The organism is Clostridiales bacterium, from assembly GCA_015243575.1.
In the GTDB taxonomy this organism is placed as follows: domain Bacteria; phylum Bacillota; class Clostridia; order Peptostreptococcales; family Anaerovoracaceae; genus Anoxybacterium; species Anoxybacterium hadale.
Window position 1 is genome coordinate 4,371,836 of the sequence record CP042469.1, and the last position, 21,487, is coordinate 4,393,322.

General features: G+C 46.4%; 17 protein-coding genes. 15 read left to right on the forward strand and 2 right to left on the reverse strand.

The features are described from left to right. Nucleotides 1–21: 21 nt before the first annotated feature. The 6 genes from FRZ06_19185 to FRZ06_19210 all read left to right on the forward strand — a co-directional run bounded on the left by FRZ06_19185 (nt 22) and on the right by FRZ06_19210 (nt 9,830). Nucleotides 22–756, forward strand: coding sequence for a riboflavin synthase (locus FRZ06_19185; GenBank protein QOX65326.1), 735 nt, complete (start codon nt 22–24; stop codon nt 754–756). An 85-nt stretch (nt 757–841) separates the two neighbouring features. Next, nucleotides 842–2,044: a bifunctional 3,4-dihydroxy-2-butanone-4-phosphate synthase/GTP cyclohydrolase II gene (locus FRZ06_19190; GenBank protein QOX65327.1), complete on the forward strand. Its 1,203-nt coding sequence runs from the start codon at nt 842–844 to the stop codon at nt 2,042–2,044. 59 nt (nt 2,045–2,103) lie between these two features. Then, nucleotides 2,104–2,577 carry a 6,7-dimethyl-8-ribityllumazine synthase gene (locus FRZ06_19195; protein QOX65328.1) on the forward strand — a complete coding sequence of 158 codons (474 nt, stop codon included), beginning with the start codon at nt 2,104–2,106 and terminating at the stop codon, nt 2,575–2,577. A gap of 269 nt (nt 2,578–2,846) precedes the next feature. After that, a complete protein-coding gene (locus FRZ06_19200; protein ID QOX65329.1) occupies nt 2,847–3,485 on the forward strand; it encodes a phage tail protein in 639 nt (212 codons plus the stop codon). Nucleotides 3,486–3,545: 60 nt separating this feature from the next. Continuing rightward, complete coding sequence (locus tag FRZ06_19205; protein QOX65330.1) at nt 3,546–7,922, forward strand: hypothetical protein; 4,377 nt, start codon at nt 3,546–3,548, stop codon at nt 7,920–7,922. A gap of 201 nt (nt 7,923–8,123) precedes the next feature. Next, nucleotides 8,124–9,830 carry a DUF2156 domain-containing protein gene (locus FRZ06_19210; GenBank protein QOX65331.1) on the forward strand — a complete coding sequence of 569 codons (1,707 nt, stop codon included), beginning with the start codon at nt 8,124–8,126 and terminating at the stop codon, nt 9,828–9,830. Nucleotides 9,831–10,015: 185 nt separating this feature from the next. On the opposite strand, the gene FRZ06_19215 is transcribed toward FRZ06_19210, so the two are convergent. Continuing rightward, entirely contained in the window at nt 10,016–12,631 is a 2,616-nt protein-coding gene (locus tag FRZ06_19215) for a pyridine nucleotide-disulfide oxidoreductase (protein ID QOX65332.1), read from the reverse strand. 337 nt (nt 12,632–12,968) lie between these two features. On the opposite strand from FRZ06_19215, the gene FRZ06_19220 reads away from it, so the two are divergent. Beyond that, nucleotides 12,969–13,640 (forward strand): Crp/Fnr family transcriptional regulator, encoded by a 672-nt coding sequence (locus FRZ06_19220; protein QOX65333.1) that lies wholly within the window; start codon nt 12,969–12,971, stop codon nt 13,638–13,640. A 172-nt stretch (nt 13,641–13,812) separates the two neighbouring features. Further along, nucleotides 13,813–15,177, forward strand: a complete 1,365-nt coding sequence (locus FRZ06_19225; protein ID QOX66016.1) for a citrate/2-methylcitrate synthase — start codon at nt 13,813–13,815, stop codon at nt 15,175–15,177. Between the two features lie 73 nt (nt 15,178–15,250). Here the strand turns inward: FRZ06_19225 and FRZ06_19230 are convergent, their stop codons facing one another. Continuing rightward, nucleotides 15,251–15,685 (reverse strand): hypothetical protein, encoded by a 435-nt coding sequence (locus FRZ06_19230; protein ID QOX65334.1) that lies wholly within the window; start codon nt 15,683–15,685, stop codon nt 15,251–15,253. A gap of 344 nt (nt 15,686–16,029) precedes the next feature. On the opposite strand from FRZ06_19230, the gene FRZ06_19235 reads away from it, so the two are divergent. The 7 genes from FRZ06_19235 (at nt 16,030) to FRZ06_19265 (ending at nt 20,745) form a co-directional block, all read left to right on the forward strand. Beyond that, on the forward strand, nt 16,030–17,538 hold the full coding sequence (locus FRZ06_19235) for a radical SAM protein (protein ID QOX65335.1): 1,509 nt from the start codon (nt 16,030–16,032) through the stop codon (nt 17,536–17,538). 182 nt (nt 17,539–17,720) lie between these two features. Further along, nucleotides 17,721–18,344 (forward strand): adenosylcobinamide kinase/adenosylcobinamide-phosphate guanylyltransferase, encoded by a 624-nt coding sequence (locus tag FRZ06_19240; GenBank protein QOX65336.1) that lies wholly within the window; start codon nt 17,721–17,723, stop codon nt 18,342–18,344. 46 nt (nt 18,345–18,390) lie between these two features. Then, nucleotides 18,391–19,203, forward strand: coding sequence for an adenosylcobinamide-GDP ribazoletransferase (locus FRZ06_19245; protein ID QOX65337.1), 813 nt, complete (start codon nt 18,391–18,393; stop codon nt 19,201–19,203). Between the two features lie 22 nt (nt 19,204–19,225). Beyond that, complete coding sequence (locus tag FRZ06_19250) at nt 19,226–19,645, forward strand: cobalamin biosynthesis protein CobU (GenBank protein QOX65338.1); 420 nt, start codon at nt 19,226–19,228, stop codon at nt 19,643–19,645. A gap of 46 nt (nt 19,646–19,691) precedes the next feature. Further along, nucleotides 19,692–20,291 carry a histidine phosphatase family protein gene (locus FRZ06_19255; GenBank protein ID QOX65339.1) on the forward strand — a complete coding sequence of 200 codons (600 nt, stop codon included), beginning with the start codon at nt 19,692–19,694 and terminating at the stop codon, nt 20,289–20,291. A 139-nt stretch (nt 20,292–20,430) separates the two neighbouring features. After that, on the forward strand, nt 20,431–20,589 hold the full coding sequence (locus FRZ06_19260; GenBank protein QOX65340.1) for a DUF1540 domain-containing protein: 159 nt from the start codon (nt 20,431–20,433) through the stop codon (nt 20,587–20,589). 78 nt (nt 20,590–20,667) lie between these two features. After that, entirely contained in the window at nt 20,668–20,745 is a 78-nt protein-coding gene (locus FRZ06_19265; GenBank protein QOX66017.1) for a hypothetical protein, read from the forward strand. Nucleotides 20,746–21,487: the final 742 nt, after the last annotated feature.

Genomic DNA, 21,487 nt, shown 5'->3' on the forward strand with positions numbered 1-21,487 from the left:
AAGCGATAAAGGAGGACGGAAATGTTCACGGGTATTGTTGAGGAAGTTGGGTGCATTGAGAGTGTTACGAAAGGAGAAAAATCATCAAGGCTGCGAATTAAAGCAAAAGCAGTGCTTGAGGGAACAAAAATCGGGGACAGCATCTGTACAAACGGAGTTTGCCTTACGGTAACGAGAATCCATGGAGAAAGTTTTTCTGCGGATGTGATGGCGGAAACGATGCGCAGCAGCAATCTTGGCGCACTGAATATTGGAAGCAAAGTGAATCTGGAGCGGGCCGTTGCCCTTGGCGGAAGATTTGGAGGGCACCTCGTCAGCGGTCATATTGATGGAACCGGAATCGTTCGCGCTGTGACAAGAGAGGATAATGCCATTTGGATCTCTATTTCAGTCAGCGGATCCATTGGTCGCTACCTTGTGGAAAAAGGCTCTGTTACGGTTGATGGGGTAAGCTTAACGGTTGCACGAATAGAACCATGGGGTTTTCGGATATCTATGATACCCCACACACAGAAGGAAACCTTGCTCATTGGCAGAACGCCGGGTCAAACGGTCAATCTGGAGTGTGATCTTCTTGCAAAGTATGTTGAAAAACTGCTGCAGCGTGAAACAATGCAGACTGTGGATTTGGCGCTGACTGTGGATGAAGCAGGGACGGCGGATCGGGCACGGTCAGCAAATGAGACTGCTAGCGGCGGGAAAAAAGAGCTGCTGTCAGAAGCGTATTTAAGAGAAAATGGGTTTTTTATTAACTAAAAATCAGGGATAACTGCTAATGTGCTGGAAGTAAGCGCTGAGAGAGCAGGTATTCCCGGAGTTCACAAAGAATAAGGAGGACAATATGAATTATAAATTCAGTACGATTGAAGAGGCAATTCGTGACATCAGAGAAGGAAAAATGATTATTGCTGTAGATGACCCAGGCAGAGAAAATGAAGGTGATCTCATCATGGCAGCTGAGAAAACAACACCAGAGGCGGTAAATTTTATGGTGACTCACGCCAAGGGTCTTGTGTGTATGCCTATGGAAGGAAGGATTCTGGACGCTTTGGGAATCCACGCAATGGTAGAAAAGAATACGGATCATCATGAGACCGCTTTTACTGTTTCTGTGGACCATTGCGATACCACAACGGGGATTTCTGCATTTGAGAGAGCCCAGACTATACAGTCTCTCATTGACGGAGAAGCGGCAGCAGAAGACTTTAAACGTCCGGGGCATATCTTTCCGCTGAGAGCGAGGGAAGGGGGAGTCTTAAAAAGGACGGGGCATACCGAAGCGGCAGTTGATCTTGCGAAGCTTGCAGGGCTGAAACCTGCCGGTGTAATCTGCGAAATTCTCAATGAAGACGGAACCATGGCGAGGACTCAACAGCTGATGGAATTTGCAGCGAAACACGGCATCAAAATCATTACAGTATCTGATCTGGTTGCTTATCGTAGCAGCAGGGAGAGCCTAGTAGAATGCATGACGGAAACCCATATGCCCACGCGATATGGAGTATTTCGAATCAGAGGTTACCAGAATCGCATCAACGGAGAGCATCACGTAGCGTTGATCATGGGAGATATTGAACAAGAGGAGGCGATTCTCACAAGGGTTCATTCTGAGTGCTTGACAGGAGATGCGTTGGGGTCCACCCGCTGCGACTGCGGAGAACAGTACGAAGCTGCTATGCGGCAAATAGCGGAAGAAGGCCGGGGCATTCTTCTGTATATGCGGCAGGAAGGGCGAGGGATCGGGTTGATTAACAAGCTCAAGGCTTATGCACTGCAGGATCAAGGGATGGATACTGTTGAGGCAAACCTTGCTCTAGGATTTGATGAGGACCTAAGGGACTACGGTATTGGTGCTCAGATTTTGAGTGATATTGGTGTTCGAAAACTCAGGCTCATGACAAACAACCCCAGAAAAATAAAAGGCTTGGAAGGTTATGGTTTGGAAATCGTTGAGCGGGTCCCGCTTCAGATGAATGCAAACCCGGAGAACATACGTTATTTGAAAACAAAACAGGATAAGCTCAGTCATATGCTGTCCTATTAATCAACCAACCAACCAACCAATTCCTCCTTTGAAGAGGAGGCCATGAAAGGAAAATACGAATGAATTTGATACAAGGAAATTTAATTGCACAAGGTTTGAAAATTGGCATTGCAGCATCTCGTTTTAATGAATTTATCGTGTCGCGGCTGATCAGTGGGGCGGAGGACGGTCTTCTACGCCATGGGGCAGCTGCGGAAGACCTTGATCTTGTTTGGGTTCCGGGAGCCTTCGAGCTTCCCTTTGCTGCAAAAGCCATGGCGGGCAGCGGAAAATATGATGCGGTAATCTGCCTCGGGACGGTAATCCGCGGATCCACTTCTCATTATGATCTTGTTTGTGCGGAGGTTGCAAAGGGCATTGCTTCTGTGGGAATGAACGGCCAAGTTCCAGTGATTTTCGGCGTTGTTACGACGGACACCATCGAGCAGGCTATTGAACGGGCAGGAACAAAAGCAGGAAATAAAGGGTTCGATGCAGCGGTTTCTGCGATCGAGATGGCAAACCTCATGAAGAAGATAGGCCAACAGAATTGATTTCCACTGATACATCTGAATAAAAAAAGAAACAGAGACTGTGACTAAGGATAAGTCTCTGTTTTTTTATATCTCTAAAATGCAAGAAAATACCCAAATATCACCCAATGGGTGATTGTCATCCCAATTTTCAAAGCGTAAAATAATAAGTATCATGTAGGTTTCTCTTGGGGGCGTTTGGTTTCTGTTTGAGAAAAGCAATACGAAGGCAAGTGCGCATTGATGAAACGCTTCGAAGAAAAATAAAAGGAAAAGAGAGGAAAAATAAGATGATCAAGTTAAGAAAATGGATTTCAAGAAAAGTAATTCTCACAATGATTATGATGATGATATTCTCCTTTGGAATTGCCGGGAACGCAGCTGTGTATGCCGGATCAGAGGCTTATATCGGAGAAATCAGCATGTTTGCAGGAAATTTTGCGCCGAAGGGTTGGGAGTTCTGTCAAGGTCAGATTCTTTCAATCAGTCAGAATACGGCTCTGTTTTCGCTTTTGGGAACTACCTATGGGGGGGATGGGATGACAACCTTTGCACTGCCGGATCTGCGGGGCCGTTCTCCCATTGGAGCAGGTATGGGCCCTGGACTGAGTACGTATGTGCTGGGGCAGACAGGCGGGAAGGAAACTGCCACTGAACTTACAAGTCAAATGCCTGTCCATACCCATACGCTCAATGCCAGCACAGCAGCAGGAACCACCAATACACCGGGTAGTGGAACTTATCTTGGAAAGGCTGTCACCCCCGACAGGCAGGAAGTGAACCTTTACACAGCAGCTGCTCCCGATACTACCATAGGTCTTGCTTCTATCGGCAATTACGGAGGTTCCCAGCAGCAGGACATCAGAGATCCCTATCTGGCCATCAACTATATCATATGCGTGCAAGGGATATTCCCGTCAAGGCAATAATTTTATGTTTTGCAAAGTAGCGATCAAGCCGATAAAGGCGGTATCAAAGAGGAGTATATTATGAAATCTTTTGTTCGTCCTTTGGCGAACCTGACAGGATGGGCCTTCGGAATTCTGATAGTCCTCATTCTGATGACAGGAAAAGCCTATGGGGCAGAATACATCTATTATACACAGTCCTATGCTCCGTATCAGTTGAAAATGGCGGAGGTATCCGATCTTTCCGCATCAAGTGTCATCTATACTTCGCCTACCGGAAGTCCGTACGCTGTTGCGGTGGATGAGTCTGAACGGAGGATCTATTTCTCTGATCCCCATGGCACAGTGGCAAAAATCTTGCAGGCGAAGCTGGACGGGAGCGATGTTACTACATTCATAGAGGGAGTCCATGCTCAGGGCCTTGCGGTGAATCAGAAAAACGGGGATTTATACTATGCAGAGCCCGATAAGGGCACCGTATATAAAGCGGGCAGGAGCGGATCGGATGGAACCGTCATCTATTCTTCCATTGGAGCACCCAGAGCTGTTGCCGTGGATCCGGACGGAAACGGCGGGGCGGGATATCTTTACATCGCAGATTATAATCTTGGAAAGATTATGCGGACGGGGCTTGACGGTTCTGATATGGAAATCTTCCTGGACGGGGTTCATGCTTCGGGGCTGGCCGTGGACGGAGTAAACGGCAAGCTGTATTATGCGGAGGCATATGAACCGAATTTTTATGTAGCGAGAGTCAATCTGAAAGACGGGCAGGGAAAGGAAACGATCTATACCTCGGCAACGGGCTCTCCAAGAGCGCTGGCCATTGACCAGAAGAGCGGCAGTGTCTACTTTTCGGACTGGCATTCAACGGTAGCTAAGATATTTAGAGCCAACCTTACCGGTGAAGCCGGTTTGACCGAGCTGGTCTCATCTGTCAATGCTTACGGTGTTGCAGTATTTGCTGAAACGCCCCAGACCAACCAGCCGACGATATCGGCAATCACTAATGCCGGCTATATCAAAAAAGACGCTGCAGTTACGTTTTCCTCAGAAACAGGGGCGAAGACGTATTATACAACGGCGGTAAACGGTGAGCCAGAGGCACCTACAGAAGCGACTAACTCCTATGTCAGCGGTAATGAACCCATTCCATTGCCTTCTCTTACCTTCGGAGATGTACTAACCATCAAAGCGGCATCACTGGCAGACGGAAAAACGCTGAGTGAAACAGTGACCTCCAGCTTTACCGTACAGCCTACAACAGAGCTGAGCGTAATCGGAGTCAGCATAGCGGATAAAGTATATGACGGGAATGACATTGCAACCGGCACGTATTTAGGAAACTTCAGCGGCGTACTTGGTTCGGATGTCGTTAGCATTTCGGGTTCTCCTACGTTCCTCTTTGAAGATTCCTTTGCCGGAGAAGGCAAAACGGTGTTGATGGGCGGGCTCTCTGTGAGCGGAACTGATCGGGAGTACTATACGCTGGATACGAAGTTATCGATTTCAAAAGCAGCGAATATAACAAAGAAGAGTCTTTTGCTTGGAAGCGTTACGGCATCAAACAAGGAATATGATGGGACAGACTCCGCCAAGGTGGCAGCGCTTACCATTGCTTCGGGAGTTATCGGGAGTGATGATGTCTCGGTGGATTTGGATCAAGTCACTGCTGTCTTCGAAGCAGGTGCGGCAGCCGGAGAACAGAAGAATGTAGCGGTAAGCAATATTCTCCTAAAGGGCAGCAAGGCGCAAAACTACAGCATCGCTTCCTCCGCTGCTGCAACCGCAGATATCCTGCCCAAAACCGTGACGGTATCCGGTGTAACCATCTCCGATAAGATCTATGATGGAAATGACTCGGCGGCCATCAGTGACGCTGATCTTAGCGGAATCGTTGGAGCGGACGAGGTCTTTCTTGATTACAGCCAAGCCTCTGCCTCATTTGATGATGAAAAAGCAGGGGACACGAAGCCGGTGACGGTAAGCGGACTGAACCTGGGAGGCTCTGATAAAAACAATTACAAGCTGCCCAGCGATGGGTTCCGTACGGTGGGCAACATTCTGCCCCTTGGAACCATAAGTGCTCCAGAAGCCTCCATCGCCAGTGGAGCATTTATTAAAAACGGAGCGCAGATCACGCTGACCGCTGCGGGAGGTTTGGATGCAGTGATCTACTATACAATGGGTGATTCTGCAACAGATCCGGATCGGGACGATAAGGCCATACCCAGCGGAGGAACGGTCACCATTACCGGAAACCTCGGCGAAACGATTGTTTTAAGTGCGTTCGGGGCCAGTACCGGTTATGCCGACAGCCCCATAGCCCGGTTTACCTACCAAATTCAAGGGTCACAGATCTTAAGCATCACTGGTGTCAGCGCAGCCGACAAGGATTATGACGGGACAAGGGCTGCTGCCATTTCCGGCGGAATGCTTTCGGGCGTAATCACGCCGGGAGATGATGTTGCCCTTGAAAGCAGCGGTGCATACGGCCAGTTCACAGATAAAAATGCAGGAACGAACAAAGTGGTAGAAGGAAAGGGCTATGAACTGAAAGGGACTGATGCAGTATACTATTCCCTTCAGATACCGGAGCTGACCGCTGATATAAGACAACGAGAGGTGAGCGTATCCACTGTCGATATCGAGGATAAGGTCTACGACGGAACAACACAAGCATCCATATTGGGAGCTGCACTGAGCTGGAAAGCTGCGGGAGATGATGTATCCGTTGACTTTTCATCGGCAGTGGCAGCCTTTGAAGACGCAGCACTCGGAAGCCGAAAGCTGATTGCGGTAACGGGTCTGGTGCTTGAGGGCAGTGATGCGGGGAACTATTATCTGATCAATTCGGATACCCAAGCTTACGGAAACATTATCGCAACCGGAACCGTTGCGTCACCTTATGCTGAGCCTTCTGAGGGGAATATTCTCTCCGGGGCGGCAATCATACTGTCCACATCAACTGACGGTGCGGAAATCTACTATACTACAGACGGGAGTACACCGACGCAGGGAGGTAATCTCTACAGCGGCGCTGTAAAACTCACGGGTAATCCTGGTGATCAGATTGCCGTGAAAGCGATTGCCGTAAAAGCTGGAATGACGGACAGCGGAATCATGGAAAAAACATATACCTTCATTGCGGCACCAAAACCAGACGATCCGCAAGAGCCTGAACATGGTTCTTCCGGCAAGGGAAAAACAAAAACAAGCCAGGAGCCTGAAATTCGGATTGTAAACACGCAGACCGATTCCAGTGCCGTGACAACCTTGGCTGCTTCTGCTGATGCATCAGGAAAATCCAGCGCATCTATTTCCACGGATTATATGAACAAAGCTACGATTGCTGCAGTAAAAGAGGCGGAACAAAGGGGCGGTGGGATTGCCGCAGGCATAACCATCCATATTGAGGCGCCGCAAAGCAGTTCTTCTGTAACCACGGGGATTCCGGCAGCAGCAATCAGGCAGGCTGTGGAAGAGGGCCTTCGTACGTTAACGGTTTCCACCTCCATTGCGTCTGTGTCCTTTGATTCCGAGGCTCTTTTTGAAATCGCTGGAGAATCAGCTGGGCAAGTCAAGATAACTGCGGCCAAAGCAGATCCATCCCAGCTCTCAGGCGAAACACTTCAACTGTTGGGAAGCAGGCCGGTTTATCAGTTCAGTGTTACAGACGGAGACAGAGCAGTATCACACTTCAATGGAACTGTAACGGTGTCCATTCCATACACACCGCAAGCGGGAGAGGACTTGAATTCCATTGTGATCTACTTCATCAATTCGGCTGGGGTACCAGAGGCGGTACCGCAGTGCAGATATGATTCAGAAGCAGGAACGATTACGTTCCAGGCCGGCTATTTTAATCTGTATGCAGTGGGATATCATCCGGTGGTCTTCAAAGATGTCTCTTCTGGTGCATGGTATCAGGATGCGGTTTCATTTATCGCATCGCGGGAGATTACCACTGGAGTGGCAGAGGGTAAATACGGTCCTGATGAAAAGCTTACGAGAGGGCAGTTCATGGTGATGCTGATGAAAACCTATGGCATCTCGCCAGATAACAGCCGTACCGCTAGTTTTTCCGATGCGGGGGATACGTACTACACCGGATATCTTGCCGCGGCAAAACGGCTGGGGCTCTCTGATGGCGTGGGAAATAATCTGTTCGCACCGGAACGAAAGATTTCCAGACAGGAACTGTTTACACTGACCTATCAAGTCTTAAAGAACATCGGCAAACTGTCAGAGAGAGACTTTGAAAAAACACTGACAGACTCTGGAAAATCACTGGCTGACTTTTCAGACAGCACAGAGCTTTCTGACTGGGCTAAGGATGCGGTGAATCTGTTTGTGGAACAAGGCATAATTAGTGGCAGCAACGGTAGAATTGCAGCGAAGGGGGATGTCACGCGGGCGCAGCTTGCACAGATGCTATACAATCTCCTGAATCACTAAGAATAATGAACGATGGGTGGCACTGTGGAACGGAGCATGTGCCAAACGAAAAAACCCGCAGGTACGTTACGAATGCCTGCGGGTTTTCTTCTGAGGTAAGCGGTGCCTTCTGCATTTCGGTTGTGCAGGGATGCATTCATTTTATTAGCTTGTTTCCAGGAAGAGGCTGCAGTATAATCAAACCCGAATGGAGAAATATTTATGAATCAACGATTTTCCAAATTAATCATCGGATTGAACAAGGCTGGCGTTGTCCTACTTCTCGTTTTATCCATTGCAGGTATCGTCTTTCCGGTCTTTTTGTTTCGCTACGGCGAAAATATGAGCTTGATCCGCTATTTCGAGATGCATCATACCGTCATGAGGCTGTCGGGATTTCTGATTCTGCTGGTTTCCTGGAAGCTCTATAAAAGGGTGAGTGTTGCATGGAGCATTGTCATGATCCTTCTCTCTCTTAGGATCTTTCAGTATTTGATGATCCATCGGTCAGACCTTTGGAATCCACTGTTTCTCGCAGAAGTATTCTGTTATTTTATACTGCTGCTTTCACGAAATTATTACGTACGGAAAACGGATCGGTATTCGCTGAAACGAGGCGTTTTGATCTATCTGCTCTTTACTGTCTTCATCTTTTTTAATGCAGCACTTGCGCTGTTCAGAGAAAAAGGGGCTTTATCCTTTCTTCAGTGTATGGAGGTAACCCTGGGAATTCTCTTTGATTTGAACAATCTTGCTCCTTCCGTATATACTCCCCACACGGCTTATTACAGCTTTCTATTCTGGTTTAGCTGGATCTGTATTATTTCAGGCCTGATCGCTGTTCTGACGCCTTATGTGAGCATCAAAGCCCAGGCCCAGGGGGAGATGGAGCGTGCAAGGATGCTGGTAAACCTGTATGGGCAGAACTGCAGTTCCTATCTAGCACTTGAAAAAGATAAAAGCTATCTCTTTGGCAGGGCCGTTCAAGGGGTTGCTGCGTATGGCATTGTGGGCGATATTTTTGTGGTTCTGGGGGATCCGGTCTGTGACCCCGGCGATTTCAGAACCTTTCTGTCGGAAATAATAAACCATTGTGAGCGGAATGCGTACAGTCTGCTTCTACTGAACACAACCGGCATGTTTCTGGACCAGTACGATACAATGGGTCTGGGATATGTTAAGTGCGGAGAGGAGCCCAGATTCTTCTTGCCTGAGTACACCATTGCGGGCAGTGCAGCCTCAAAGGTACGGCTGAATATCAATCACGCTACGAAGGAAGGAATTATGGTAAAGGAATATGATCCCCGCCAAAAGAAGAATTCGGCTTTGGAAAAAGAAATGATGGAAATTTCCAAAGAGTGGTTCTCAATGAAGAAGAGCGGCGAATTGGTATTTACTATGGGGAGCATCGGGCTGGATCATCCGATGGACCGCAGGTATTTTTATGCGGAAGATCCGACCGGCAGAATTCAGGCATTTGTAGTCTTCCTGCCCTTTGCAGGGGGGGCAGGCTATGTAGCTGATGTAACAAGATACCGGGCAGGAACAGTTAGAGGTGTGCTTGAAAAAATCAATTATGAAGCCATGATGACCTTTCAAACAGAGGGGATAAAGTGGGCCAGTCTGGCAGCCGCACCCCTTGCCCGCCTGGAAGAGGAGACGGATATGACGGCTAAGCTTCTTCGGTTAATCTATGAGAAGATGAACAATGTCTATGGCTTCAAAGCCCTGTATCAGGCAAAACAGAAATATAATCCATCCTGCTGGGAGCCAAGCTATTACGTCTTCTATCCACCGGTATTTACCCCGGCTATGGCCTATTCCATCGTCAGAATTCAGAATCCTCTTGGGATCAGAGACTTTATCAAATCGTTCATCCATAACTCCGCTGACAGTAAGCCGGCTCATTCCGATAGGTGTTGGGATTAATTCTGAAATTATTTGAAATCTAAAAATAATACAGAACAAATGGGAATCTTCAATATAAAGAAGCATACGGTGCCCGCTTTGTGCGAGCAAGGTATGCTTTTTTATTTTTGTATCTTAACCTATTAATTGGGTGTATAGGCACGCTTTAAATTGGAACGATAGTATCTTTCACGGTTTCAAGCTTGTTACACGAAGAGATTGACGTTGGATTCCTCTGCATCTCCAAGATAGGCGGCAACGCCCGCATATTCGATTCCGTCGATGAGTTCTTCTTTGGTGATCCCCATGACATCCATCGACATGGTGCAGGCCACCAGTTTGACACCATTGAACATGGCTTGCTTCATCAGACCCTCCAGAGAATCAATGTTTTTATCGTTCATAACTTTCTTCATCATAGCGGTTCCCATACCGCCCATGTTCATCTTGGAAAGCTTGAGTTTTTTCGTTCCCCGGGGCATCATGGCCCCGAACATCTTATCAATAAAGGGCTTTTTGATACTCTGCTTATCTTGCTTTCTCAAGGCATTAAGGCCCCAGAAGGTGAAGAACATCGTTACAGGGCGGCCCATTGCTGCAGCACCGTTTGCGATAATAAATGAGGCCAATACCTTGTCGAGGTCTCCGCTGAATACGATCAGGGTTTTTCCCTGAGGAAGAGCGGATGCTCCGACAGAGTGATGTCCGCCGGAAAGTGGATTCCCGCTTCCTGACCCTGTAGCTTTGCCGGGAACAATCGGTGCGCCGGTTTCTCCTTCTGAAACATGGGCAGCGCCCAGCCCCTTTTGGATGTAGACGATACTTTCTTTTCCTGACCGCTCTGCCTTCAGCAGCGTGTTGCCCATTCTCCGGCACCAGGCTTCAATATCTCTTGCAAATCCCATATCAGTAGCGGATACCTGCAAAATTTCTCCGTCATTCATCTCTTTGATCGTATGAAAGACTCTCATGATGGGCCCCGGGCACTGGAGTCCGCTGCAGTCGATGGTCTGTTTTGCTACGATTTTATCAGGGTCAATAGCCGTATGCTTCGGTGCATCTGCGCCGCCTTGAAGCGGAGACGATCCAGCCATACTTCCTTGAGTCTGTGATGTCACTGGCTGATATCGGTCATGGTATACAGATTTATAAAAACTGGTGCCACCGGGGAAAACTTTAACTTTTTCATAACCATTTTGCATGAGGGTTCTGGCTGCGTTGTAAGATCTAACTCCGATAGCACAGTAAGGGATTACCAGCTTGCTCTGGTCTAACTCGTTCATCCGCGTTCTCAGCTGACCCAGAGGGATGTGGCAGGAACCCGGAATCTGGAATGCCATTCGTTCCATTTCTTCTGTTACGTCAAGTACGACGTAGTCCTCTTTCCCTGACTCTTCGAGTTGATCAATCTCATTCCATCCGGTAAAGGCTGCGGTTCCGTTCAGCAGGTTCTCTGCAACAAAACCTAACATATTCACCGGATCTTTTGCGGAAGAATAGGGAGGCGCATAAGCAAGCTCGAGCTCCTTCAGATCATGAATCGTTGCACCCAGCCTGATGGCGGTGGCAATCACATCAACGCGTTTATCCACGCCCTCTTGACCGATGACTTGCGCTCCAAAGATTTTTCCGTCCCTTCCAAAGAGCATTTTTAAAGTCAGGGGCGTTGCTCCCGGATAATATCCAGCATGAGACTTTTGGTTAATAAGAACGGTGAAATAATCTTGATTTTCCACCATGCCTTTGCGCTTAAGAGTCTTTTCATTGACTCCTGTGGCTCCTGCGGAAAGATCGAAGACCTTTGCAATGGATGTTCCTTGAGTTCCATTGTATTTTTGGAGTTCCCCTTTTCGAACGCCCGCATCGATTGCAATATTGTCTGCGCAGATCCTTCCCTGCTTATTGGCAGGACCGGCCAGCGGGATCATGGTTTTTTCTTTGAAGATGAATTCTTCGACTTCAATTACATCTCCAACAGCGTAGATGCTAGGATCAGAGGTTCTGAGATATTCGTCGACGATAACACCTCCTCTTGCATTCACTGCAAGACCGGCGTCTTTTGCAAGGCCGCTGTTGGGCTTGATCCCAATGGATAGGATCACGATATCTGCTTCCACGGCAGCTCCGTTTTGAAGAGTGATTGTGGTTACACCGTCTGCCTGATCGAATTGCTTGACTCCGTTCCCCAGCTCCAATCTGACCTTATTCAGCTTCATATTCTCGTGAAGCAGCTGTGCCATTTCAAAGTCCAGGGGCGCCATAACCTGATCCATCATCTCAACTACCGTCACGTCACAGCCTGCGGCATGGAGGTTTTCCGCCATTTCCAGACCGATAAATCCGCCGCCGATGACTGCTGCCCGCTTCGGCTTTTTCTGAGTGATATAATTCTTAATACGGTCTGTATCCGGCACAGTCCAAAGCGAGAAGATGCCGGGACCGTCAATTCCTGGAATGGGTGGTTTCAGAGGAGAGGAACCGGTGGCGATTAGAAGAATGTCATAGAGTTCTTCGTATGTCTCACCTGTTCGAACCTTTTTTACCTGTATTTTTTTGTTTTCCCGGTCGATGGATATGACCTCGTTGGAAACGCGAACCTCGATGTTGTACTTGGCCTTCATTCCTTCCGGTGTTTGAAGAAGCAGCGCTTCCCGGTCTTTGATCACGTCACCAACATGATACGGCAGACCACAATTGGCGTAAGAGATATATTCTCCCCGCTCGAAAACGATGATTTGCAGCGACTCATCCAATCTTCTGAGTCTGGCGGCAGCGGTAGCCCCTCCGGCTACGCCTCCGATGATCAGTACCTTTTTACTCATATGAATCCTCCCAATCAAACTATATGAAACCTTGTTTTTATTTCTTTGCATTTTCGCCTGCAGCAGATTCCTTTGTACTGCTGCCGCATTGTTATTTCAATAACAATATACCCATATTAGCATGAAATTCACAAAAGCCTCAGTGATAATGTCACAAACCTACTGATCAAATTGTATCCTTTGCCGATGTTGCAGCTGAATAAATTTTTCATAAATTGAAAACTTTATCAGAACACTAGAATAAATACGGAGTTTCCTAATAAATTGAAAAGGAATGGAAACATGACTGGATAAATCTTTCGTATCGCTGTAGAATTATGAAAGGAGGTGGATTAGCATGCGGCAGCCGGAACTAGCGCAGTTTTCAGAAATTCTTCCTTTCTGGAAAAAATTGAGCGAATCAGAACAGAACGAGGTACTTGACCACACGGTATTGAATCAGTATCCTGGGGGGAAGAATATTCATGGCGGACAGCAGGATTGCACTGGAGTAATTGCAGTGAAAAGTGGAAGGCTGAGGGCATACTTAATGTCCGAGGAAGGGAAGGAAGTTACGCTTTTCAGACTTTTGGAGAATGATGTCTGTGTTCTTTCCGCATCCTGTATCATGAGGAACATCTCTTTTGATATCTATGTGGACACAGAAGGTCCCACGGAGTTGTTTATCCTGAATGCGGCGGTATACGACCGGATTGCGAAGGAGAATTCCGCAGTGGGGAGTTTTATGACAGAATTAATCTCCATGCGTTTTTCCGAGGCAATGTGGGTCATGGAACAGATCTTATTTATGAAACTGGATAAACGACTTGCCATGTTCCTGCTGGATCAGGCGGGACTAGAGGGCGGAGACACCATAACGCTGACCCACGAACAAATCGCAAGCCACATGGGAAGTGCTCGGGAAGTGATTTCCAGAATGCTGAAGTATTTCTCCAACGAAGAAATTCTCAGTGTCTCACGAAAGGGGATCGTGATTCTTGACCGAAAAAAACTGACGGAGTATCTGTAAGGCACAGGCTCCCTATGTCGTCGGGATTCCCCCGTCGTCGGAATTCGCCCGTTGTTGATTTCGCCCAAATGTGATATAATATAAAGAATAACAAAAAATCAGGGGCCGCAGAGAGCGGTTATTTGGATGATTGAAAGGGGGATTACAAATGACGGGGAGTATGTTCAATGCTATGGACAGCAAGTATTCGGAAATTACGCCAAGAATACTTGAACTGACAGAATTATGCCTGGAAAACAGCTCGATAGATTTGGAACTTTATAAAAAATATAAGGTCAACAGAGGACTGCGGGATTTAAACGGCAACGGAGTTCTGACAGGACTTACTGAGATATCGGAAATCCAGGCTTTTGATGATGCTGATGGGGAAAAAATCCCCTGTGAAGGAAAACTGTTTTACCGCGGTTTTGATATTGAAGCTTTGGTTGATGGCTTTGTCACTGAGAAGCGTTTTGGCTTTGAAGAAACAACCTACCTTTTAATCTTCGGGAAATTGCCCACAAAGCAGCAGCTTGGTGATTTCGCTTCTCTTCTGGCGCAATACAGAACGTTGCCGACAAGCTTTGTAAGAGATATCATCATGAAGGCACCTACACCGGACATGATGAACACGCTTGCACGGAGTGTTCTTACGCTCCATGCCTACGATACAAAAGCAAATGATGTGACCATACCCAATGTGCTGAGGCAGTCTCTTCTGCTGACTGCTGTTTTTCCACTGTTTGCGGTTTATGGATATCAGACCTATCGCCATTACTTCGAAGGAGACAGTTTGGTGATTCATACACCGAAACCGGAGCTTTCTACAGCAGAAAACATCTTATATATGCTGAGGCCTGATTCGAAATATACGGAATTGGAAGCCAGAATTTTGGATGTAGCACTAGTACTTCATGCGGAGCACGGCGGAGGGAACAATTCAACCTTTACGACCCACGTTGTTTCTTCTTCCGGTACGGATACCTATTCAACGGTTGCAGCTTCTCTTGGATCCTTGAAGGGGCCTAAGCACGGCGGCGCTAACATTAAGGTTGTACAAATGTTTGAAGATCTGAAGCGCAACGTAGCCGACTGGACTGACGAAGATCAAATTTCAGGATATTTAAGAGATCTTCTTCATAAAAACGCCTTTGATAAGGCAGGACTGATCTATGGAATGGGACATGCAGTTTATTCCTTATCTGATCCCAGAGCAAATATTTTCAAAAAGTTTGTTAAGAGTTTATCTGAGGAAAAAGGGAGAACGGAAGAGTTTCGGCTTTATTCTTTGGTAGAGCGTCTTGCTGCACAGATCATTGCTGAAGAGCGAAAGATCTATAAGGGCGTCAGCGCCAATATCGACTTTTACAGCGGGTTTGTTTACAGCATGCTCGATCTGCCGTTGGAGCTTTACACCCCGATTTTTGCAATCGCAAGGATTTCTGGATGGAGCGCACACCGTATTGAAGAACTCATCAATGCAGGAAAAATAATCAGACCGTCTTACAAGAGTGTGGCTTTAAAGAAACCATATGTGAAACTACAAAATAGATCATAAAGAATCAGAAAAGTGAATGCCGGTTGCTCATTTGAAGCAATCGGCATTTTTATTGATTCAGTCATTTCCGCTTTTAGATGCGGCCATGGTGAATTCGGAAACGCCGGATGTGAAGATATCGAGTTAAGTAAGTCAGCGGAATGCATAAAAAAAACCAAAGCACGGTAAAGGCCAGACAAATTTGTCCGAGGAAATTATAGGAATATGCGGAATAGTCCCATACATTCCAGCCAAGCCAGATGTTGACCACGCAACCCACTGCAAGCTCAATCATTGTGATCACGGCGGCTCCAGTTAAACATTTTTTCCAAAGCGGTGCACTTTCGTTCTTTGAATTGATATGGTACAGAACTACAAAGGCAATTCCTCCCGTAACGAGCATGGTCCAATGGGTAAAGCCTCGGAATGCTGTTTCAAGAAAACCGTATCCAATCGCACCAATTAAAAATATCAATAGATTGGTCCTAAAAGACCTAATAATATCTGTTCCATTTGCTCTGTTTTCCATCTCATCTCCTGTTTCATTTTTCTGGTAAATTGATTCGATATGATAAAAAATTACCTCAAATTTATTATTTGCTGGGACGAACTTAATATATCTGGAAAAAAATCATAGGGAATGATAGAATGTTTTTACAAGCAAGAAAAGCGCTGAAATTTCAATAAATACTAGCGCGATATTGGTAAATATTTATCATTCTCTGATCCATTAATGCAGGAAATGATCCATGAAAAACTTACCCAAAATTGTTTCGTCTACAGATTTAAGTGACCAACGGATTTTGTTTCCTCAAGAGAGTCAGAGAAAAATGGTAATCTTTTGTCAACCCATGTGTAAGGAGGAGTAGGAAGATGAAACCATCAAGGTACAATTTTGTGTATCCCTATCAATTTAACAAGGAATATTCGGTGGTCTACAATTCGCTGAATGATACTGCGGGAATCGTTACCTCCCGGGAAGCGGAATTCATCAAAAGTTGTGATAGGAGTTTAGGTATACATGATACAAAAGCTGAGGCGTTTCAGAAAAAGGGGTTCATCATTGATGACAATATCAGTGAATTATCTGCGTTAAAAGTAGAGTATCTAAAATCGAAATTTGACACAAAAATATTGTCGTTGGTCATCGTTCCAACTTACCAGTGCAATCTGGATTGTGCTTGCTGCTATGAGAAACTCAGCTACAGCACTACAGACAATACCGTTATGTCCGAGCAGGTGCAGGATAGTATTTATCAATGGATCAGCCTAAATCTTAATGGTGTCGAGCGAATGGAAATTTCCTGGCATGGCGGCGAACCACTGGTGGCTCTGGATGCAGTGAAACGGCTGGGTACATTACTGAAAAGGCTAGCGGATGAACGCGGTATCCAGTATGACGGTATGATGTCTACTAACGGATACCTTCTTGAAGAAACCACAGTGAAAGCACTGCAGGCCATCGGCATCACCCGCTATAAGATGTCACTTGATGGATGCAGGGAAAACCACGACAGCAGAAAACGGCATAAAGACGGGAGTCCGACTTATGATGTCATCTTGGAAAATATTGAAAAGAGTATTCAGTACATAGATGAAATTGATTTGCGCATTAATATTATGAATAAAGAGGATTTGAAGGATGCATACGAAATCGTTTCTATCCTTAGAGAAAAAGGACTTCTTGAAAAAGTTGTTCCCAGATTAGGAAAACCTGCAGACTTTGCAGAAATCGAAAATGATGTTACTTTTACCAGAGAGGAATTCTCCTGCGAAGCAATAAAGTATTCCCTTCAACAGGGAATTGGACCTGCAATATTCTCAAAGATAGACTGCTTCTGCCAGATCAATCGAATCAACGGCATCATTGTAGACGGCCATGGTACTTTGTTTAAATGCGTTTCGGACACAGGGGACGGACAGAGCTGCGGTAAGCTTTCCGAAGACGGTTCTCTGGTTTACAATAAAAACTATTATGCATATGGACTCAACAATCCTATGGAGCTTGAACTTTGCGAACCATGTCCTTTCCTGCCCGTGTGCATCGGTGAGTGTGCAGCGGATCGAAAGGAGGGGAGACCGTGTATTTTCGGCTCTCTTTCAGAGGAATGCAAGGCCCAGTATATCAATGCTTACGTTGTGAAGCGGCTTTTGAAGAGGCTAAAAACAGAAGGGTTTTCATCTGCCCAGGAGGGTGGAAAAATGGATGCTTTCATTATGGGTGAATACAATGCGGCAGCTGCGAAGTTCATCCGGAATGCTGCATCAACCTATATGCTGGGAGACCTGATTGCTTTAGCGGAAAAAAATAAGCTTGATCTTTGCAATGAAGAGCTGGAGCTACTGATGCAGTTGATCCAGCCTACCGAATTGGCAATTTAATTAAAGGCTGCAAAACCAAACTTTCGGATTATGTCCGGCTGCAACGATTAGAAACGTCGGAGGAGGAGCTAAAAAGCCCTTTTTCTCACAAAGTTGCAGCCGGACTGCTTGCGATTTCAGCTGTTTGATGATAAACTGAGAACAATTGTGGTTGGGACGGATGGCTGGGACGGATCGCTTGGATGGATCGCTTGGATGAAGTCCGGAAAACATCGGGAGGCAGCGTGAACGTATTCATTAGCGGGGGTTGTAAAAACGGAAAATCTTACTTTGCTCAGAGTTTGGCAAAGCGGCTGGCGGCAGAAAATCGTCCGCTTTATTATATTGCCACCATGCATCCGGTAGATGGCGAAGATCACGCAAGAATCCTGCGGCACCGAGAGGAGCGCCAGGGCTGGGGGTTTTCAACCATTGAGAAGAGTACCGAAATCGGCAGTATGGAGGCGGATTTTAACGGCAGCTTTCTGCTGGACAGTGTAACCGCGCTGCTATCAAATGAAATGTTTCAGCGAGATGGAACGATAGATACTGAGGCACATGTAAGAATTGCTGATGAATTAATGCAGCTGACTCAGAAAAGCAGCAGCATGGTTTTGGTCTCGGACTATATTTACTCAGATGCAGAACGTTATGATGAACTGACCGAGCTTTACAGAAAAGGGCTGGCTTGGATTGACCGGGCCCTTGCGCAAATCTGTGATGTCGTAATTGAAGTGGCATACGGAAGAATTCAGATCATAAAGGGTCCGGCGGACTTTATGAAAATCATGGATATCCAGGAAATCCAAAGTATATGCAGCAGATAATCATTTCTTTGGAGTGCTGTCGTTCAAGATAAAAAGGAGTAGAAAATTGAGATTCATACAAGGTTTTTTCATGTCGCTCGGCATGTTTTCTTCAATCCCGTGCCCATATCGCCCGTGGAATGAGACAGCACGAAGTTTGATGCTGGCCTGGCTGCCCTGGGTGGGTCTTGTAATCGGGCTGATTTGGTATGGCCTTTTCTACGCCATGGAGCAGCTTGCCATTCCGCTGCAGCTTGAAGCTGCGGTATTGGTTCTGTATCCTTATCTGATTACGGGCTTTATCCATCTTGACGGTTACATGGATACCTCTGATGCGATCCTTTCCCGAAGGCCCCTTGAGGATAAGCTGAGAATCCTGAAAGATCCCCATACAGGAGCCTTTGCTGTAATCTCAGTGGTGGTTCTGATGCTGCTCTGCTACGGGGCCATGGCTTCCGTTATTGAGCGAATCAACCTAAAACAGGCATTGGGGATTCTAAACGGAGATCCTATGCTGAGTCTCGTTCTCTTGCCGATGATCACGCGATGCGGATCTTCAATCGCTATGATGACAGGGAAGCCTTTGGCCCACAGTCAATATAATGTCGATGATAAAAAGAAAAAATCTGCTGCTGAAATTACGGCGGTGGTGATTACCCTTGCAGGGGTGGTTTTAACGGCATACACATATGCTACGGGTGTCTTCTCAGAAGGAGCATCTTTTGCACCGTTTCTGGTTTTACTTGGTGGTTTTGCAGGATATCTCATCTCGATCATAAGTGCTGCGAGACAGCTTGGCGGCGTGTCAGGAGACCTGGCGGGCTATGCATTATCCATTGCGGAGGCTTCGGGATTGATTGTTTTAGCAGTGATTTTGTAAAGGGAAGGGGCAACTGATTTTCATGCATTTAATTTTTGGCGGTGCATACCAGGGGAAATTGGAGTATGCAAAAGCAAGATATGGATATACGGATCAGGAAGTATATGACTGTGCCTTGAGCAAGAAAGCAGAGAACTCAAAGGTATGCGGGGAAGCATCCGCTAACAGTATTGATTTCTCAAAGGTTGTGATCGACCATCTGGAAGAGTTTGTGCTGGATTGTGTCAAGTCTGGACGGGAAGCCAAAGAGCTGCTTGCAATGGATAGTGAATTGTGGAAGGATTCTGTTCTTATCTGCACCGATATTTCATCAGGGATTGTACCCTGCGATGCAGAGCTGAGAGCCTGGAGAGAAATGACAGGCAGAACGCTGATGTATCTTGGGGCGGAAGCGTGTGAAGTGACCAGAATCTTCTGCGGTATTCCGCAACAAATCAAATAAAGAACTCAGAGAAACCAGGATAGAGTGCGGCTGGAGGAGAAACTAAATGGGAAAAATTCATTTGATTAGACACGGAACAACAGAGGGAAATCAAGGCAGAAAATATTACGGGAGCACGGATCTTCCTCTGGCAAATGAAGGGGTAGACGGAATTGTTCAGCAAGCTCTTGCCGGTATTTATCCCAAGGCGGAAGGAGAACTTCTTATTACTACTGGCCTTGCGAGAACCGAACAAACCTTTTTTCTGATTTACGGAAGCAAAGAACATCAGATCATCCCGGAATTGCAGGAGTATCGGTTTGGGGACTTTGAAATGAAGACCCACGATGAATTGGAACACGATCCCCGGTATCAGGCGTGGATGAGTGACGAAGAGGGGATAACTCCCTGCCCTAACGGAGAAAGCCCGCAGGATTTTCGAAAGAGGGCAGGAGAGGGCTTTGCGAAAATATTGGAGCTTCATAAAGGAAACGGAAAACAGGAGCGTGACATCATTCTCGTTTGTCATGGGGGTGTGATCTCCCTGATTATGGCAACCTGTTTCCCCAAAGCTGATAAAAATATCTTTGAGTGGCAGCCCGATCCGGGTAGGGGGTATTCCATTCACACCATTGACGGATTGGCAGTTTCTTATGATAAAATCTAATAAAAGGCTGTCGCAAACTTTTTAGTAAAACGTATAAAAATCTTCTCTGGATTCAGAATAATGATGGGTAATATGTGAGACAGGTTGAAAGCCGTTTTGCAAACCTATTTATCGATATTGTTTCTGAAAGGAGAAAAACATGAATCACAATTCAAGCATCGGATGTAATGTAACAGAATGTCGTTTCCATTGTCAGGAAGATAACTACTGCACGCTGGACAAAATCCAGGTGGTAAAACATTCCCAGAAGGCGGATTCCGTGGAGCAGACGGACTGCGGAAGCTTTAAGAAGAGTTAAAGAATCTCGCAAAAGCGAGACAAAGAGCGCAAAACCGAGATCTGAACTGATCAAGATCAGTCTGGATCTTGGTTTTTTATATTGCTCCTATTTGGATGCGGCCTTTGCAGGCTGAAACGGGTCGATGGTCAGCGACTGCATAATGCCGTCAGTTAAATAGTCGCTCATTAAAATTGTATGATATCGTGTTCTGTCAAAGATATCTACACCTTTTGCAAAGTCCCCGGTGGCGACGGAAAGAAGCTGTTGATACATCATGCCGAGATACCGTTCAAACAAGGTGTACCACTGTTCCTTGACCCAGTATGGATTGAGCGCTGCAAGGAATGAAGCGGTGTCCCCTGCATTCTGATGCAATTGAAAATACAATTCATTGGCTTTTTCCTGATCCCCCGCTAGTATTGCCTCTGTCAGGCTCTTGAGGGAGACGATATGGCCGGTCAACAGGTTGATCAGCTGTTCTGCAGTTTTGGGCCCGTAAAAGATTGAAAAACTGCTGTAGATATCTCCAGCGGTTTCATGCAGTCTATTATACACCGGCTCCGTGCAGCTTTCGATTCGGGCGATACAGTTAATCAGAAGAAGGCTCCAAATTGCCAAGTCCTGAGTCGCGCTGCGAAAGCTGTGGATCAGATGCATTTGCGAATATGTAAGATATTGCGATTGACTCATCGTACGTGCCCCGCGCATAAGCTCTTCCCCCTGCCATGAAATAAACCCCTCATTCGTGACAAGGGGTTCCTTTCATCAGTATATGTAATTGCTGTATGAATTGCTTCATTTTTCCTTTCGGCAAAGCATTTTTCAGACTGTATGTGAAGAATGAAACCATACCTTATGGGCAAAAATCTTAAAGATTTGATAAAAGAGCTGATAAAGCATGAAAATGTCAAATATA